Below are 17,723 nucleotides of genomic sequence, written 5' to 3'. Positions count from 1 at the left end.
CCCGGCCGGAGGGCCCGTACCTCGATGTCCGTGCACAGCCACCCGGCGGCGCCGAATCCGGCCGCCGCCGCCCCAGAGTTCCCCCGGCACGTCGTCACCGCCGTGCTCGTCTCCCACGACGGCGCACGCTGGCTGCCCGATGTGCTGACCGGGCTGCTCGGGCAGGAACGCCCCGTACAGAACGTCGTCGCCGCCGACACGGGAAGCGCCGACGACTCCGCGCGCCTGGTCGCGGAGGCGCTCGGCGGTGAACGCGTCCTGCACCTCGCACGCCGTACGAGCTTCGGCACCGCCGTCGAGGAGGCGACCCGCACGGCCGGCGTCCTCACCCCCGACGACCTGCCCTACCTCAAGCGCCCCAGCGGCTGGGACCCGGTCAGCCGGAGCTGGCGCGACGACGCCTACGACCTGCCGGACCTCCCGCACGGCGAGCCCGTCCAGTGGCTCTGGCTGCTCCACGACGACAGCGCGCCCGAGCCGGACGCGCTCGCCGAGATGCTGCGCGTCGCCGACCAGGACAAGCACGCCGCGATCGTCGGACCCAAGCTGCGTGGCTGGTACGACCGCAAGCAGCTCCTCGAAGTCGGCGTCTCCATCGCCAACAGCGGACGCCGCTGGACCGGACTCGACCGGCGCGAGCAGGACCAGGGTCAGCACGACCAGGTACGCACCGTGCTCTCCGTCTCCTCCGCCGGCATGCTCGTGCGCCGCGACGTCTGGGACGAACTCGGCGGCTTCGACCGCAGGCTGCCGCTCATGCGTGACGACGTGGACCTCTGCTGGCGGGCCCACATGGCCGGCCACCGCGTCCTCGTGGCGCCCGACGCGGTCCTGCGGCACGCCGAGGCCTCCGCCAGGGAACGCCGCCCCATCGACTGCGCCGGACGGTCCGTCGCCAGTCCCCACCGCGTCGACAAGGCCGGCGCCGTCTACACGATGCTCGCCAACGCACGGGGCAGGCAGCTGCCGTGGGCGCTGGTCCGCCTCGTCCTCGGCACCCTGCTCCGCACCCTGGCCTACCTCGTAGGCAAGGTGCCCGGGCAGGCGCTCGACGAGGTCGCCGGGCTCCTGGGCACCCTGTTGCGGCCCGGGCGGATCCTCGCCGCGCGCCGCGCACGCGGCAAGGGCGGGGTGGACGCCGCCGAGCTGCGGTCGCTCTTCCCGCCGCCCGGTGCGACCGTCCGCGCCACCGTCGAACAGGTCGCGGGCAACTTCGGCAGCCGCACCGACGCCGACTCCGGCGGTTCACGGCACGGAGCCGTCGAATCCGGGCCCGGCGGCGACGACGCCGACTTCCTGGAGATCGAACAGTTCGCCCGGGTCAAGCGCGTCGTGCGCAAGCCGGGCCCCGTACTCTTCGCACTCCTCCTCCTGGTCTCCCTGGTCGCCTGCCGCGGTCTCCTCAGCGGCGGCGCCCTCGCGGGCGGCGCACTGCTCCCGGCCCCGGCGGACGTCTCCGACCTCTGGGGGCGGTACGCGGACGCCTGGCACACGGTCGGCACCGGCGGCACCCAGACCGCTCCGCCCTACCTCGCGCTGGTCGCCGCCCTGTCGGCCCTGTTCTTCGGCTCCACGGGCTTCGCGCTCACCGTGCTGCTGGTCTGCTCCGTCCCGCTCGCCGGGCTCACCGCGTACTTCGCCTCCCGGCCGCTGCTGGAGTCCCGGCTGCTGCGGGCCTGGGCGAGCGTCGCCTACGCCTTCCTGCCCGCCGCTACGGGGGCGCTGGCCACGGGCCGCATCGGCACCGCCGTACTGGCCGTGCTGCTGCCCCTGATCGCCCGCGCCGCCGTCGCGGCGCACGGGATGCGCGGCGACGGCACCACGCGCGGCAGTTGGCGCGCCACCTGGGCGTACACCCTGCTGCTCACCGTCTCGATGGCCTTCACACCGGTCGTCTGGCCGCTCGCGGTGGTCCTCGGGCTCGGGGTCCTGATCCTGCGCCGGGGCGACGTCATCGCGTACGGGCTGCGCTTCCTGGCCACGGTGGGAACGCCGCTGCTGGTCCTCGCCCCCTGGTCGCTGTCGCTGCTGACCAGCCCGTCCGGCTTCCTCGAGGAGGCCGGCCAGGACCTGGGCACGGGAACGGCGACCGCCCTCGACCTGCTCGGCATCAGCCCCGGCGGACCCAAGGCCGCGGGCGGCGTCCTGCTCCTGGGCATCGTCCTGGCCGCACTGGCCGCGCTCCTGCGCGGTGAGCGGCAGTTCGCCGTCCGTGCCGCCTGGGCCACCGCGCTCGTCGGGCTGTTCTTCGCCGGCCTCTCCAACGGTTCCACCTGGGCGGGCCCCGCCACCCTCGTCTACGGCAGCGCGCTGATCGCCGCCGCGCTCGTCGGCGCCGACGGTGCCCGGGTGAGGGTCGCCGAACTCAGCTTCGGCTGGCGCCAGCCGGTCGCCGCGCTGATCGCGCTGGCCGCCGGGATCGCTCCCGTGCTGGCCGCGGCGGGCTGGATGATCGGCGGCGCCGCCGGTCCGCTGGAGCGCCGCGACCCGGTCCAGGTGCCCGCCTTCGTCGCGGAGGAGAGCACCACCCGGGACCAGCCACGGACCCTGGTCCTCGCGGGCTCGTCGCCCGCGGCCGTCTCGTACAGCCTGGTCCGGGGCTCGGGCGCCCGGCTCGGTGACGCCGAGCTCACCGAGGCGGGCGGCGGCAACGCCCACCTGGACAAGGTCGTCGCCAATCTCGTCGCGGGTTCCGGCGCGGACCAGGGCAGCCAGCTCAGCGGCTTCGCGGTCCGGTACGTCCTCGTACGGGACGGGGCGCCCCGGGAGATGAACCGGGTGCTCGACGCCACCCCGGGGCTGAGCCGGCTCAGCCAGCTGGACGGCAGCGCCCTGTGGAGGGTCGACCGCCAGGTATCCCGCGTCATGATCGTCCCGGCGGGTGAGGGCGCCGAGCCGGTGACCGTCGGGTCACTGCCCGTCGAGGCGCACTCCGAGATCCCCGCCGGCGAGGCCGGCCGGGTGCTGCGGATCGCCGACGGGGCCGATCCGGGCTGGCAGGCCACGCTGAACGGCCGGACCCTGGAGCCGAAGACGGTGGACGGCTGGGCGCAGGGCTTCGCGCTCCCCGCCGAGGGCGGCAGGCTGGACCTCACCTACGAGACACCGCTCGCGCACACCGCCTGGGTCTGGGCCCAGGTCGCGCTCGGCGTCGTGCTGGTGGTCCTGGCGCTGCCGGGCCGCCGCCGGGAGATCGACGACGACCTCCCCGAGGAGACCGTGGCCGTCGCGGCCGAACCGGTCGCGGGCGAGGGACGCCGGGCGCGCAGGCTGCGGGCCGCCGCCCAGGCGGAGGCCGCCACGACCGGTGAGAACGGTGAGGCCGACGAGTCCGGTGCGCTCGGTGAGGCCGGGGAGGCAGCCGTCGCGTACGGGGCCCCGCAGGACCCGCACGGTGACACCGCCCCGGACGCGGCCGAGCCGGCCCAGGAGGGCTACATCCCGGCGCAGCAGAGCACCGATCCGTACCCCGCGGGGACGGACACGGACACGGCCGGCCAGGACGGCACCGGTACGTACGCGGCGGTCGGACAGCCCGGCTACGGGGACGGCGGGTGGGAGGCCCAGCAGTACCAGGGCGCCGGCTACGACCAGTACCAGGGCGGCCAGGCCGACCCGTACCAGGCCGGCCCGTACTACCAGACCGATCAGTACCAGCAAGGGGCGTACCCCCAGGAGCCGTACCAGCAGGACCCGTACCAACAGCAGGGCGCCTACGACCCGTACGGCTACGCCCAGCAGCCCTACGCCCCGGGAACGGGCGGCGAGGGCGCCCCGTACGACGGGCAGGAGAACACCACCCCGTACGACGGGCACGACGAGAACCCAGCCCCGGGCCAGGGTCCCTGGCCGCACGGCAACGCATCGCGAGGCGAGTCCGAGTGAAGTCCACCCCCCTGTCCCTCATCGCGGGAGCCGTCGCCCTCGCCGCCGTCACCGGGTTCGCCGCGCTCAACGCGCCCGGCGACACGGGCGCACCGGAGGCGAAGGCCGCCGCACGGCTGCCCGTGGAGCGCTCCAGCCTGCTCTGCCCGGCGCCCAGCAGTTCGGAGCTGGCGGAGACCACCTACACGTCCTTCACCCCGGCGGGGGAAGGCGGCGGGGAGGCCGGCACGGCCGAACTGAAACGCTCCGTGCCGCTCCCGGCGGACGAGGACGAGAAGCCGGCGGACAAGGAGAAGGAGAAGGACTCCGAGAAGGCGAAGAAGGAGTCAGCCAAGCCCGTCGTCGCACTGAAGGAGTCAGGCAGGCCGGCCACCGCCGAGACCTCCGCGTCCGACGCCCCCGCCCTGATCGGTACGGCGACCGGCCGGCTGGCCCCGGGCTGGACCGCCCAGCAGACGACCATGACCTCGGCGGGCGACGCACGCGGTCTCCTCGGCGTCAGCTGCACCGCCCCGGACACGGACTTCTGGTTCCCGGGCGCCAGCACGTCGGAGGGCCGCCAGGACTACGTCCACCTGACCAACCCGGACGACACCGCCGCCGTGGCCGACATCGAGCTGTACGGACCCGAGGGGCCCCTCAAGTCCGATGCCGCCGAAGGCATCACGGTCCCGCCCGGGGGGAGCGTCCCGCTGCTGGTCTCCACGCTCACCACCGAGGCCGCCGACGACGTGACGGTCCACGTGACCACCCGGGCCGGCCGCGTCGGCGCGGTCGTCAGGGTCGGCGACGAGAAGGCGGGCAGTGACTGGCTGGCCGCCTCCGCCGATCCGGCGGGCACCCTGGTCCTGCCCGGCATTCCCTCCGACGCCACCTCCGTACGCCTGGTGGCCTTCGCGCCGGGCGAGGCCGACGCCGATGTGAAGGTGCAACTCCTCGGCAAGAACGCGACGTTCTCGCCGGCCGGTAACGACACCCTGCACATCAAGTCGCGGATGACCGCGAGCGTCGACCTCAAGGACGTCACCCGGAAGGAGCCCGGCTCGCTCCGGCTGACTCCCGAGAGCGGCAGCGGGACACCGATCGTCGCCGCGCTGCGCGTGGTGCGCGGCAGCGGTGCGAAGCAGGAGATCGCGTACATCCCGGCGACCGGGCCCGTGGGTCCCCGGGCGAGCGTCGCCGACAACCGGGCGAAGGGATCGGTGCTGTCCCTGACCGCGCCGGGTGCGACGGCGAAGGTCAAGGTGACGGCGTCCGCGGGCAGCGAGGGCGGTGAGAGCACCGTCACGACGTACACCGTCAAGGCGGGGACGACCCTCGAAGTCACCCCCGAGGTTCCGTCCGGGCTCAAGGGCGCCTACGCGCTGACCGTGGAGCCGGAGTCGGGCGGTCCCGTCCACGCGGCCCGCACGCTCACCGTCGCGGAGAACGGCATCGACATGTTCACCGTGCAGACGATGCCGGACGACAGGGGCACGGTCGCGGTGCCCGCCGCGGAGCAGGACCTGTCGGTCCTGGACCGCTGAGCGTCCTCCCCGTCGCGGGGGTCCGTGGACCGCGGCGGGGGTGCTCCGGACAGTTGCGGAGCTCCCGGCCGCCACGGTTCCCCGGACATCCGCGAGGGCCTGCGGAGAACCGGGGCGTCCGGTGAGCGCGGCCGGGGCGACCCCCGGCGGCGGCGTCCCGCCCGCAGCGGGCGGGGTCAGTCCTGCCCGTAGCGCGGGTCGACCGACTCGGGGGAGAGGCCGAGCAGTTCGGCGACCTGCTCCACCACGATCTCGTGCACGAGCAGGGCGCGCTCGTCGCGGCCCTTCGCGCGGATCTCGACGGGGCGCCGGTAGATGACGATCTGCGCGGGCTGCCCCTTCACGGCGGACACCGCCCGGCCGAGCGGCACGGTGTCCTCCAGCGACCCCGGCACGTCGAGTACCAGGAAGTCGACGTCCGTCAGCTGGGGCCAGCGCCGCTCCAGCCGCTCCACGGAATCCTGGACCAGGTCCCGGAAACTCTCCGCCCTGCTGACGGACAGCGGCACCTGGGGAGGGGCGACCGGCCCGCGCATGCCGCGGCCGTGACGGTCTCGGCGGCGGGGGCGTGGCTCGGACGGGTGGGAGGGTACGGGACTGTCCATCACCGACGCAGCGTAACTCTCCTGCGGCCCGGCGGATCACGGCTGCTCCGCAGACCGTACCTGTGTCCACACCTGAACATTCCGGCCAGTAATGAGTTCGGTTCCGGACTCTCGTCCGATCGCCGAACCTTCGCCGAACGGCTGCTCATGTGGGCCCCGGCGACCGGCGGAGACGCGTCCCGCCTCCGCCCCGGCCGGCTGCCGCGCAGGTCGGGGCAGCCGTGCAGAAACGATTCGGGCTGTGCGTCACCGGGCGACACGTTGAGGCAACCTGAGGGAGAGTCGTCGCAGCCCGCTCAAGAGTGCGGTACCGTCCAACATCGTGAGCCCTGTACGTCGCTGTTCGCGAACCGCGTGCGGCCGTCCCGCCGTCGCGACACTGACGTACGTCTATGCCGACTCGACCGCGGTCCTCGGCCCGCTCGCCACCTATGCCGAGCCCCACTGCTACGACCTCTGTGCCGAGCACGGTGAGCGGCTCACCGCGCCGCGGGGCTGGGAAGTCGTCCGGCTCACCGACCCCTCCGGGCCCAGCCACCCCAGCGGTGACGACCTGGAGGCGCTCGCCAACGCCGTACGGGAAGCGGCCCGGCCCCATGACCGTGCGCCCCAGACAGGCGGGCGGGGGCCCCGTGCGGCCGACCCGGTCGAGGTCGCGCGCCGCGGTCATCTCCGGGTGCTGCGCTCCCCGGAACCCTGACGCCCGGGACCATCCGGCGTCTCCCACCCGGTCGCCGAGGCCGGGAATCCTCCGCCCTTCCCGTGCGGGCGCACCACCGACCCGTCGTCCATGGTGCGGCGCGGGACGCTCCCCTGACGGACGGTACGGGGCCGACGGGTAGTTTGGGCGGTCCGTAAAGACCCCAGGAGGACCGGCCGTGGTTGCTGACCTGTCGCAGCTCGTGAAGGCGTACGACGTGCGCGGAGTGGTGCCCGACCAGTGGGACGAGTCGCTCGCCGAACTGTTCGGCGCTGCCTTCGTCCAGGTCACCGACGCGGACGCTATCGTCATCGGCCACGACATGCGGCCCTCCTCGCCCGGTCTGGCCGGCGCCTTCGCCCGCGGCGCGACGGCACGCGGAGCCGACGTGACCCTCATCGGGCTCTGCTCGACCGACCAGCTGTACTACGCCTCAGGAGCGCTGGACCTGCCCGGGGCGATGTTCACGGCCTCGCACAACCCGGCGCAGTACAACGGCATCAAGATGTGCCGCGCCGGAGCCGCCCCCGTCGGCCAGGACACCGGCCTGACCGAGATCCGCACGCTCGTCGAGGACTGGTCGCAGCACGGCGCCCCCGTGACGGCCGCCGCCCCGGGCACGGTCACCGAGCGCGACACCCTCGCCGACTACGCGGCGCACCTGCGGGGCCTCGTCGACCTCGCCGGGATCCGCCCCCTCAAGGTCGTCGTGGACGCGGGCAACGGCATGGGCGGACACACCGTCCCGACCGTGTTCGCCGGCCTCCCGCTCGACCTCGTCCCGATGTACTTCGAACTGGACGGCACCTTCCCCCACCACGAGGCCAACCCGCTCGACCCCAGGAACATCGTCGACCTCCAGGCCCGCGTGCTCGCCGAGGGCGCCGACCTCGGCCTGGCCTTCGACGGCGACGCCGACCGCTGTTTCGTCGTCGACGAGCGAGGCGAGGGCGTCCCGCCCTCGGCGATCACCGCCCTGGTCGCCGCGCGGGAGCTCGCGCGCAACGGCGGCACGGGCACGGTCATCCACAACCTGATCACCTCCTGGTCGGTCCCCGAGGTCGTGCGCGAGAACGGCGGCAAGCCCGTCCGTACCCGTGTCGGCCACTCCTTCATCAAGGCGGAGATGGCCGAGCACGGGGCGATCTTCGGCGGTGAGCACTCCGCCCACTACTACTTCCGCGACTTCTGGAACGCCGACACGGGCATGCTGGCCGCCCTCCACGTCCTGGCCGCCCTCGGTGGCCAGGAGGGGCCCCTCTCCGGGCTCGTCGACCGCTACGACCGCTACGCGGGCTCCGGCGAGATCAACTCCACCGTCGCCGACCAGGCGGGGCGGCTGGCGGCGATCAGGGAGGCGTACGGGAGCCGCGACGACGTGACCCTCGACGACCTCGACGGCCTCACCGTGACGAGCACCGACTGGTGGTTCAACCTCCGTGCCTCGAACACGGAACCGCTGCTGCGCCTGAACGTCGAGGCCCGTGACGCGAGGTCGATGACGGCGGTACGCGACGAGGTCCTGGCCCTGGTCCGCGCCTGAGGGCTCGCCTCCCGCACCGTGGCGGTGCGAGCCGCGGGCACTCCCGGAGGGTGGCGGGAGCGGTGTTTCGGCGGTGCGAGCGGCAGGCGCTCCTGGATGGTGGCGGCAGCGTTCTCGTAGCGGCGCGGACGGCAGCCCGCAGGTCGTCCAGGCCAGGGACGCCGCGCCCCGAAGCGCCCTCCGGCGGGAGCTCCGGGGCGCCGTCCCCTCGGCCGGCCCCTGGAGCCGCCTGCCGAGCCGCCCCGCGTCCGCCCTCACCGGCGGATGCGCGGCCGGCCAAGGACCTGCCGGGCCGCATCCCTCCCGGCCCGGCGGTAGGCTGACGACGCCCCCGCGCGCGGACCCCGACCGGTCCGCCCCCGATCCGTACCGGCGTGGACCCGCACGGCCCGCGCCGATCCTCACCGCATGCTCGAAGGGACCCACCCCATGCCGCTCGAAGCCGGCCTTCTGGAGATCCTCGCCTGCCCGGCCTGCCACGCCGCGCTCGACGACCGGTCCGCAGCCGACGACCCCGAGCTAGTCTGCACCGGCACGGACTGCGGCCTGGCCTACCCGGTACGCGACGGCATCCCGGTCCTGCTCGTCGACGAGGCCCGCCGCCCCGCCTGACGACGGGACGCGCGTATCGCGTCCGTACCTGATCAGCACGGTGATCGGAGGCCCACCGCCATGCTCGACGAGTCGTTGCTCGACGCCCCGGAAGCCCTGGCCCGGGCAGACCGGCGCGGTCTGCTCCGCGGAGCGGCCGAGGCCGGTGCCCGGGTCCGCACCGCCGCCCGGCACGCCTCGGAGGCGGGCATCGGGAGCCTCGCTCCCGAAGGGCGGCCGCGCGCAGTCCTCGTCGCGGGCCCCGGTACCGCCGCACGTGGTGTCGCCGACCTGATCGGCGCCCTCGCGGGCGCCGCCGCGCCCGTCACCCAGATCCGCCCCACCGGGGTCGCCGCCGCCGCCGGAGCCCTGCGCTGGGCGCTGCCCGGCTGGACAGGGCCGGTGGACCTGCTGCTGATCGCCACGGCGGACGGATCGGAGCCCGGCCTCTCCCTCCTCGCCGAGCAGGCGTACCGCCGCGGCTGCACGGTCGTCGCCGTGGCCCCCGACCGGTCGCCGCTGCGCGAGGCCGTCGACGGCGTCCACGGACTGGTCGTGCCGATGGCCGCCGCCCCGCACGGGGAGTACGACGCCGAGACGTCGGCCGCCGGCCCGGGAACGCTCTGGGCCCTGCTCACACCGCTGCTGGCCCTGCTGGACCGGGTGGGCCTGGTCGACGCCTCCGCCGACGAGCTGCAGAAGGTCGCCGACCGGCTCGACCGCACCGCCGAACGCTGCGGCCCGGCCATCGCCACGTACAGCAACCCGGCCAAGACCCTGGCCGCGGAACTGGCCGACAGCCTGCCGCTCGTCTGGACCGAGGGTGAGAACGCCGGACCGGCCGGGCGCCGCTTCGCCGCGGTACTGGCCGAGCTGGCCGGCCGCCCGGCACTCGTGGCGGAGCTTCCCGAGGCGCTTCCCTCCCACGGGGCCCTGCTCGCCGGAGCGTTCGCGGCGGGGGCCGACCCCGACGACTTCTTCCGTGACCGGGTGGACGAGCCCGAAGCGATGCGGGCCCGCGTCGTCCTGCTCCGCGACCGGCCGGCCGGTGGGCTCACCGCGGCGCCTGCGGCACGGGAGCTGGCCCTCGGCCACGACACGGCCATCAGCGAGATCGAACCCGAGGAGGGCGGTGCGCTCGAAGCCCTCGCCGAGCTCCTCGCGATCACCGACTTCGCCGCCGTCTACCTCGCTCTCGCCTCCGACAACCGGCGGTGACGGGCTCCTTCCGAGCCCCGTCACCGCCGTACGCGTCCGGGGCCAGGGCACGCGCCGAGCCCTTCGGCCGGTGCGGGACCTCCTGGCCGTTCCCGCTGCTGTGCCCGACCCGCGCCCTGCGCCCCGCCCGTACCTCCCACGCACCCCTCTGGGCACCCTCCGGCCCTGTCACCCACATCCGATGAGGACGAATCTCCATGGACCGGCTCTCCAACACCGTGCGCCCCTACGCCTGGGGCTCCACCACGGCCCTTCCTGAGCTGCTCGGCAAGGCCCCCACCGGCGAACCGCAGGCCGAGATGTGGATGGGCGCCCACCCGGGAGCACCCTCCCGCCTCACCCGCCCCTCGGATGCCGGTGCGGAACAGGCCCTCACCGAGGTCATCGCGGCCGATCCCGAACGCGAACTCGGCCCGGCGGCCGTGCGCGCCTTCGGCCCACGCCTCCCCTTCCTGCTCAAGCTGCTCGCGGCGGGAGCCCCGCTCTCCCTCCAGGTCCACCCCGACCTCGCGCAGGCGCAGGCGGGGTATGCCGACGAAGAGCGCCGGGGCGTCCCGATCGACGCGCCGCAGCGCACGTACAAGGACGCCAATCACAAGCCCGAGCTGATCTGCGCGCTCACGCCCTTCGACGGACTCTGCGGCTTCCGCAGGCCGGCCGAGGCCGCGGACGTGATGGCCGCACTCGGCGTCGACTCCCTGAAGCCGTACGTCGACCTGCTGCGTGCCCGCCCCGAGGAGGCGGCGCTGCGAGAGGTGCTGACGGCCGTCCTCACGGCCGACCCCGCGGAGACGGCCGGCACGGTCGGCGAGGCGGCGGAGGCCGCCGGCCGGCTCGGCGGTGCCCACGCCCCGTACGCGCAGATCGCCCACCACTACCCCGGCGACCCGGGCGTCATCGCGGCCATGCTCCTCAACTACGTACAGCTGCAGCCCGGGGAGGCGATGTTCCTCGGAGCCGGTGTGCCCCACGCCTACCTGGGGGGCCTCGGGGTCGAGATCATGGCCAACTCCGACAACGTGCTGCGCTGCGGCCTGACCCCCAAGCACGTGGACGTGGCCGAACTCCTGCGCATCGTCCGCTTCGAGCCCACCGAGCCCGGCATCCTGCGGCCCGAGGCTGCGCCCTCCGGGGAGGAGCTGTACGAGACGCCCGTCGACGAGTTCCGTCTCTCGCGCTACGTCCTGCCCACGGGCGGGGCTCCCGTCGGCCTGACTGCGGCCACTGCGCAGATCCTGCTGTGCACGGCGGGCGCGCCGGTGGTGGGCGAGTTGACGCTCGCGGCTGGGGAATCGGTCTTCGTCCCGGCGGACGAACCGGTCGAAGTATCCGGTAACGGAACACTGTTCCGTGCAACCGTGGTGGTCTGACGTACCGTCCGCACCAGCGGCTGCAACAATGTCGGGCCGTACCGCGGCGCCCGTGCCGCAGCAACCGAGGAAGGGACACCAGGCACCCATGAGCGCGTCAGGCGGAACCAAGGCGATCGTGGCGGCACTCGCCGCCAACCTCGCGATCGCGGTGGCCAAATTCGTGGCGTTCCTGTTCAGTGGCTCCTCGTCGATGCTCGCGGAGAGCGTCCACTCGCTCGCGGACTCGGGCAACCAGGGGCTCCTGCTGCTCGGCGGCAAGAAGGCGCAGCGCGAGGCGACCCCCCAGCACCCCTTCGGTTACGGGCGCGAGCGGTACATCTACGCCTTCCTCGTCTCGATCGTGCTGTTCTCGGTCGGTGGCATGTTCGCCATCTACGAGGGCTACGAGAAGATCAAGCACCCGCACGAGATCGAGGCCTGGTACTGGCCGGTCGGCGTGCTCGTCTTCGCGATCATCGCGGAGGGCTTCTCCTTCCGTACGGCCATCGCCGAGTCCAACCTGACCCGCGGCGCGCTCTCCTGGACGCAGTTCGTGCGCCGCGCCAAGGCCCCCGAGCTCCCGGTGGTCCTCCTCGAGGACCTCGGCGCGCTCGTCGGTCTACTGCTGGCCCTCGGGGGCGTCGGCCTGGCCCTGGGCACCGGCAACGGCGTGTGGGACGGCATCGGCACCCTCTGCATCGGCGTCCTGCTGATCGTCATCGCCATCGTGCTGGCCGCCGAGACGAAGTCGCTGCTGCTCGGTGAGGCGGCCGGCGTCGAGGACGTCGAGAAGATCAAGGCCGCCGTGGTCGACGGGGAGACCGTCACCCGCATCATCCACATGCGGACGCTCCACCTCGGCCCGGAGGAACTGCTGGTCGCCGCCAAGATCGCGGTGCGGCACGACGAGTCCGCCGCCGAGGTCGCAGAGGCCATCAACGCCGCGGAGGCCCGCATCCGGGCGGCCGTCCCGATCGCCCGGGTCATCTACCTCGAGCCCGACATCTACAACGAGGAAGCGGCCGCTGCGGGGAGCAACCCGGGTAAGACGCCCGGCGGACCGGCATCGGCCGGCCCGGCCTCTCCTTCCGCCCCCTCGGCAGCTTCCGCTCCATCTGCTCCTTCCTCGCCTTCCTCGTCTTCCGAACCGACCGAACCGACCGAATCCGGCCACTGACCGTCGGAGATGAGTCCCGGACGGCCCCGCGACGCTTCCCGATGCCCGGATGGGCTGGGGCTCGCTGGGCCGTTCGGTGTAGATTCGTCTCAGTACCAGACGTCGCTGCTGATGGCGGTCGATCGGTCCGCGGTTGCGGGCCGGCCGAGGGAGAGAGGGCCTCCGACGGACTGCACTGTGATCGCCCGGGCATTCGTATGCCCGTGCCGCCGCAGCCAGCCAGCCCACCCTCGACCCATCACGAGGAGCAGCCCGTTATGACGACGGCCGCCAATCGCCAGGACTTCAAGGTCGCCGACCTCTCCCTGGCCGCCTTCGGGCGCAAGGAGATCACCCTCGCCGAGCACGAGATGCCCGGCCTGATGTCGATCCGCAAGGAGTACGCCGCCACGCAGCCGCTGGCCGGCGCCCGCATCACCGGCTCGCTGCACATGACGGTGCAGACCGCCGTGCTCATCGAGACCCTCGTCGCCCTGGGCGCCGAGGTCCGCTGGGCGTCCTGCAACATCTTCTCCACGCAGGACCACGCCGCGGCCGCCATCGCGGTCGGCCCGAACGGCACCCCGGAGGCGCCCGCCGGAGTCCCGGTCTTCGCCTGGAAGGGCGAGTCCCTGGAGGAGTACTGGTGGTGCACGGAGCAGGCTCTGACCTGGCCCAACACCCCCACCGGCGGCCCGAACATGATCCTCGACGACGGTGGCGACGCCACCCTCCTCGTCCACAAGGGCGTCGAGTTCGAGAAGGCCGGCTCGGCCCCGGACCCCTCCACCGCGGACAGCGAGGAGTACGCCCACATCCTCACCCTGCTGAACCGGACCCTCGGTGAGTCCCCGCAGAAGTGGACCCAGCTGGCGTCCGAGATCCGCGGTGTGACCGAGGAGACGACCACCGGTGTGCACCGGCTCTACGAGATGCACCGCGACGGCACCCTCCTTTTCCCGGCGATCAACGTCAACGACGCGGTCACCAAGTCGAAGTTCGACAACAAGTACGGCTGCCGCCACTCGCTGATCGACGGCATCAACCGCGCCACCGACGTCCTGATGGGCGGCAAGACCGCCGTCGTCTGCGGTTACGGCGACGTGGGCAAGGGCTGCGCGGAGTCCCTTCGGGGACAGGGCGCCCGGGTGATCATCACGGAGATCGACCCGATCTGCGCCCTGCAGGCCGCGATGGACGGATACCAGGTCACCACCCTCGACGACGTCGTGGAGACCGCGGACATCTTCATCACGACGACGGGCAACAAGGACATCATCATGGCCAGTGACATGGCCCGGATGAAGCACCAGGCCATCGTCGGGAACATCGGCCACTTCGACAACGAGATCGACATGGCCGGTCTGGCCAAGATCGACGGCATCGTCAAGGACGAGGTCAAGCCTCAGGTCCACACCTGGACGTTCCCCGAAGGCAAGGTCCTCATCGTGCTGTCCGAGGGCCGACTGCTGAACCTCGGCAACGCCACCGGTCACCCCTCGTTCGTCATGTCCAACTCGTTCGCGGACCAGACCCTGGCCCAGATCGAGCTGTACACCAAGCCCGAGGAGTACCCCACCGACGTCTACGTGCTGCCGAAGCACCTGGACGAGAAGGTCGCCCGCCTCCACCTCGACGCGCTGGGCGTGAAGCTCACGACCCTGCGGCCCGAGCAGGCCGACTACATCGGTGTCTCCGTGGACGGCCCGTACAAGTCCGACCTCTACCGCTACTGAGCCGCCCGCCGGCCACCGGCCGGCGCGCCCTCACAGCAGCAGATCCGAGCGCAGGCCCCCGCACCCCCGTGCCGGGGGCCTGCCCCGTTATCGCACCCGCACAGCGCGAGGAACCCGAAGGACCCCATGCCCCGCGGCCGTTATTCGCTCCACGATCTCCACGACCACACCCCCCTCGGCGAAGAACACTTCCAGTGCGCCCCCGGCCCTTCCGGCTGGCGCTACGTCTCCCGGACCACGGCCCCCACCGGAGACCACCTGGGCTCCGTCGATCTGGCCCTGGACGAGCTCGGCCGCCCCATCCGCCTCGAACTGCACGCCGCGAGCTGGCAGGTCCGCGGCGCCGCACTCGACGGGGTCACCTGGGTGCGCACCGATCCGACCGGGGCCCACGCCGCGGAGGGCAACGTCCGCGCCCACACCTTCTCCGGCACATCCCCCGCCTTCTTCGTCGCCACAGCCCGGCTCCTGCGCCTCACCCCCGATTCCCCCGCGACCCGGGTACGGCTGGTCACCTTCACCGACCCGGTGCTCGCCCCCCGTACCGTCGACCAGTCGTGGGTCTTGGTGAAGAGTGAAGCGCACGCCACTGACAACGGCTCCCTGATCGTGGACGAGTACCAGGTCGACGCGTTGGACACCGGCGATCGGCACACCGTCCACATCGCCGGTGACGTGGTCCTGGCGGCCCCTGGGATCGAGCTCGAAGACCTGGAATCCCCGCCGTCGGGCTCAGGGCGTTAGGCAGGCGGGGCGAATCCGGTCCCGGCGCTCACGGAGCCGCCCGACGTGCCCTGCGGCGCGTGCGCGGGCGGCCCGGCCGTCGCAGCCGCCGACGCGGCGGGGGAGGGCGTGGCCCGACCGGCAGGGACGCCGGCGGGCACGGTCCCGGTCCGCTGTACCGGCTGCATCCCACCGGGCGCAGCCGCGCTCCCGGGCGTGGGTGCGCCGCGGCCCTCGGCGGCGACCACCCGCCGGACATCCCGCGCCTGCCGCTCGTTCACCACGGCCGCGAGGTAGGCCGGCGCGGGCACCCCCTGCGGCACCGGGGCGCCCGTACGGGCCGCGAGATCCGAGGACAGCCGCTCGGCCATCGACCGCCCCACTTCGGCTTCGAGCTCGTGCATCCGCGTCAGGTACTGCCGTGTCGCCAGCCAGAGGCCGTCCGGGACGGCCGACAGGTCCAGCTGTGCGAAGCGGCCGACGAGCCACGGCGGGGGCGGGGGCACGGCGGCGGCCCGCCCGGCCGGTACGCGCTCACGTACGACGATCGTTCCCGCGAACACGTCACCTAGCCGCCGCCCACGTGCCGACGCCAGGGACGAGACGCAGGCGACGATGCCGAACGTCCCCAGGATCTCCACGACTCCCATCGCCCCCCGGACGAGCGAGTGCCGGAACCTGATCGGTCCGCCGTCGTCCCGCACCACGCGCAGCCCGCAGGCCAGTTTCCCCAGGGAACGGCCGTGGCTGAGCGTCTCGACCGCGACCGGCCCTCCCACGAGCACCAGCAGGAGCGCGGCGACCGCGATCGCCGCAGTCGCGGCCTCGTCGAGCGTCAGGCTCGCAACCGCCAGACCGACCGACACGAGTACGAACGTGGTCAGAACCACCGCGAGATCGATGGCGATCGCCAACGCCCGGCTCGGCAGCCTGGCCGGCTGCAATCCCAGTACGACCGCGTCCCCGGTCACGAGCTCATCCATGGCCACCCCACCCATCGCCGGCCCTACCTGCCCCTCTGACCATCAGTCTGCCAAGCTGACCGGCAGCGCGCCGTAGTACGGACCCGTACACACCCATGCCTGGAGCAGCAGCCGACCATGGATCTCGACGTCTTCGTGACCACCCACCGCGCCGAGTGGGACCGCCTCGACCACCTCCTGCACCGCGGCCGCGGTCTGACCGGCGCGGAGGCGGACGAACTCGTCGACCTGTACCAGCGCACCGCCACGCATCTGTCGTTGATCCGGTCCAGCGCCCCGGATCCCTCGTTGACCGTCCGTCTCACGCAGCTGGTGGCGCGGGCCCGTGCCACCGTGACGGGCACCCGCCGCGCTTCGTGGCGCGACGTGGCCCGCTTCCTGAGCACGGGTTTTCCCGCCGCCGTCTACCGCTCGCGCCACTGGTGGGTCCCGACGGCTGTCCTCTCCACCCTGCTGGCAGCCGTCATCGGCTGGTGGATCGGCACGCACCCGGAGGTCCAGGCGGCGATCGGTGCCCCCGAGGACCTCCGCAGCATGACGCGGCCCGGCGGGGAGTACGAGACCTACTACTCCAGTCATCCCGCTGCCTCGTTCGCCGCCCAGGTCTGGACGAACAACGCCCAGGCAGCCGCGATGTGCCTGGTGCTGGGCGCCTTCCTCTGTGTTCCGGTGATCTGGATCCTCTTCGTCAACGTCCTCAACCTCGGTGTGGGCATCGGCTTGATGTCGTCGGCGGGCCGTCTGGACACCTTCCTCGGGCTCGTCCTGCCGCACGGCCTGCTCGAACTCACCGCCGTCTTCGTCGCGGCCGGGACCGGTCTCCGCCTCGGCTGGACGGTCGTGGACCCGGGGCCACGGACCCGCAGGGACGCACTGGCACAGGAGGGCCGCGCTGCCCTGGGCATGGCCATCGGTCTGGCACTGGTCCTGTTCGTCTCCGGTGTCATAGAAGGCTTCGTCACCCCGTCCGGCCTGCCGACCTGGGGCCGGATCACTATCGGCATCGTCGCCGAGTCGGCCTTCCTCGGGTACGTCTACGTCCTGGGAGGGCGGGCGGCCCGGGCCGGCGAGACGGGGGACGTCGACGTGGACGAACAGAGCGCCCGCCTTCCCTCCGCGACCTGACACGCCCGACCGCTTCCGACAGGCCCCCGCTGCCCGTGACGGATGTGCGTCGGGCGCCGCTGAGCTGCTAGTCTCTCCTCGCCCACAGAAAACTGTTGACACGGTTCGCGTGGGGAGGTAGATTTTAACGGTTCCAACGGACTGGACACGTCCAGTCGGGAACGGCTAAGTTCATCTCGCTCGTGCTGAGGGCAAGACCCCGGCAGAGCCGATCGATTCTTCTCATTCAAGCAATCAGCCGATTAGGTTCGGATGAATCGCTTCTGATAAAGTCGAATCAGCCGGAAGGCAAAGACCCTCCGTAGGTCGCTGGAATCGAATTCGAACCGGAAACGGAACGAAGAGATTCTGGTAGAGTCGGAATCGCCGGAAAGGGAAACGCGAAAGCGAAGAACTGGAAAGCACACCCGCTTCGACCGGGAATCGGACACGAAAGAGTCTGATAGAGTCGGAAACGCAAGAACGAAGGGAAGCGCCCGGAGGGCCCCGGTGAAACGGGACCGAAGGAAGCGTCCGTTCCTTGAGAACTCAACAGCGTGCCAAAAGTCAACGCCAGATATGTTGATACCCCGGCCTGCTT

Annotated in this window: 13 protein-coding genes; 11 read left to right on the top strand and 2 right to left on the bottom strand. The window is 72.6% G+C overall.

What is annotated here, in order from left to right:
• Positions 1-24 precede the first annotated feature (24 nt).
• Together ACH4VO_RS20310 and ACH4VO_RS20305 are read left to right on the top strand one after the other, a co-directional pair.
• On the top strand, positions 25-3,885 hold the full coding sequence (locus ACH4VO_RS20310; protein WP_360998046.1) for a glycosyltransferase: 3,861 nt from the start codon (positions 25-27) through the stop codon (positions 3,883-3,885).
• The gene (locus ACH4VO_RS20305; protein WP_360998048.1) at positions 3,882-5,411 is read left to right on the top strand and encodes a DUF5719 family protein; all 1,530 of its coding nucleotides are present in this window, start codon (positions 3,882-3,884) and stop codon (positions 5,409-5,411) included. Before ACH4VO_RS20310 ends, ACH4VO_RS20305 begins: the two co-directional genes overlap by 4 nt.
• Positions 5,412-5,587: 176 nt before the next feature.
• Here ACH4VO_RS20305 and ACH4VO_RS20300 read toward each other — a convergent pair whose 3' ends face one another.
• The gene (locus tag ACH4VO_RS20300) at positions 5,588-6,016 is read right to left on the bottom strand and encodes a metallopeptidase family protein (RefSeq protein ID WP_360998049.1); all 429 of its coding nucleotides are present in this window, start codon (positions 6,014-6,016) and stop codon (positions 5,588-5,590) included.
• Positions 6,017-6,287: 271 nt separating this feature from the next.
• Here ACH4VO_RS20300 and ACH4VO_RS20295 point away from each other — a divergent pair, with 271 nt between their 5' ends.
• The 8 genes from ACH4VO_RS20295 (at position 6,288) to ACH4VO_RS20260 (ending at position 15,056) form a co-directional block, all read left to right on the top strand.
• The gene (locus ACH4VO_RS20295) at positions 6,288-6,716 is read left to right on the top strand and encodes a DUF3499 domain-containing protein (RefSeq protein ID WP_360998065.1); all 429 of its coding nucleotides are present in this window, start codon (positions 6,288-6,290) and stop codon (positions 6,714-6,716) included.
• A gap of 178 nt (positions 6,717-6,894) precedes the next feature.
• On the top strand, positions 6,895-8,259 hold the full coding sequence (locus ACH4VO_RS20290; protein ID WP_360998051.1) for a phosphomannomutase/phosphoglucomutase: 1,365 nt from the start codon (positions 6,895-6,897) through the stop codon (positions 8,257-8,259).
• 429 nt (positions 8,260-8,688) lie between these two features.
• Positions 8,689-8,871: a Trm112 family protein gene (locus ACH4VO_RS20285; RefSeq protein ID WP_360998067.1), complete on the top strand. Its 183-nt coding sequence runs from the start codon at positions 8,689-8,691 to the stop codon at positions 8,869-8,871.
• A 60-nt stretch (positions 8,872-8,931) separates the two neighbouring features.
• A complete protein-coding gene (locus ACH4VO_RS20280; protein ID WP_360998053.1) occupies positions 8,932-10,068 on the top strand; it encodes an SIS domain-containing protein in 1,137 nt (378 codons plus the stop codon).
• A gap of 197 nt (positions 10,069-10,265) precedes the next feature.
• Positions 10,266-11,438, top strand: a complete 1,173-nt coding sequence (manA, locus tag ACH4VO_RS20275) for a mannose-6-phosphate isomerase, class I (RefSeq protein WP_360998055.1) — start codon at positions 10,266-10,268, stop codon at positions 11,436-11,438.
• Positions 11,439-11,526: 88 nt separating this feature from the next.
• Positions 11,527-12,597: a cation diffusion facilitator family transporter gene (locus tag ACH4VO_RS20270; protein ID WP_360998056.1), complete on the top strand. Its 1,071-nt coding sequence runs from the start codon at positions 11,527-11,529 to the stop codon at positions 12,595-12,597.
• 257 nt (positions 12,598-12,854) lie between these two features.
• Positions 12,855-14,312 carry an adenosylhomocysteinase gene (gene ahcY / locus ACH4VO_RS20265; RefSeq protein ID WP_360998058.1) on the top strand — a complete coding sequence of 486 codons (1,458 nt, stop codon included), beginning with the start codon at positions 12,855-12,857 and terminating at the stop codon, positions 14,310-14,312.
• Between the two features lie 126 nt (positions 14,313-14,438).
• A complete protein-coding gene (locus tag ACH4VO_RS20260; protein WP_360998060.1) occupies positions 14,439-15,056 on the top strand; it encodes a hypothetical protein in 618 nt (205 codons plus the stop codon).
• On the opposite strand, the gene ACH4VO_RS20255 is transcribed toward ACH4VO_RS20260, so the two are convergent.
• Positions 15,053-16,018, bottom strand: coding sequence for an RDD family protein (locus ACH4VO_RS20255; protein ID WP_360998062.1), 966 nt, complete (start codon positions 16,016-16,018; stop codon positions 15,053-15,055). The genes ACH4VO_RS20260 and ACH4VO_RS20255 overlap by 4 nt on opposite strands.
• A gap of 117 nt (positions 16,019-16,135) precedes the next feature.
• Between ACH4VO_RS20255 and ACH4VO_RS20250 the strand changes: the two genes are divergently transcribed.
• Positions 16,136-17,143 (top strand): stage II sporulation protein M, encoded by a 1,008-nt coding sequence (locus ACH4VO_RS20250; RefSeq protein ID WP_360998064.1) that lies wholly within the window; start codon positions 16,136-16,138, stop codon positions 17,141-17,143.
• Positions 17,144-17,723: the final 580 nt, after the last annotated feature.

The organism is Streptomyces sp. NPDC020780, assembly GCF_044334475.1.
In the GTDB taxonomy this organism is placed as follows: domain Bacteria; phylum Actinomycetota; class Actinomycetes; order Streptomycetales; family Streptomycetaceae; genus Streptomyces.
This window is presented reverse-complemented; position numbering and strand designations above follow the sequence as displayed.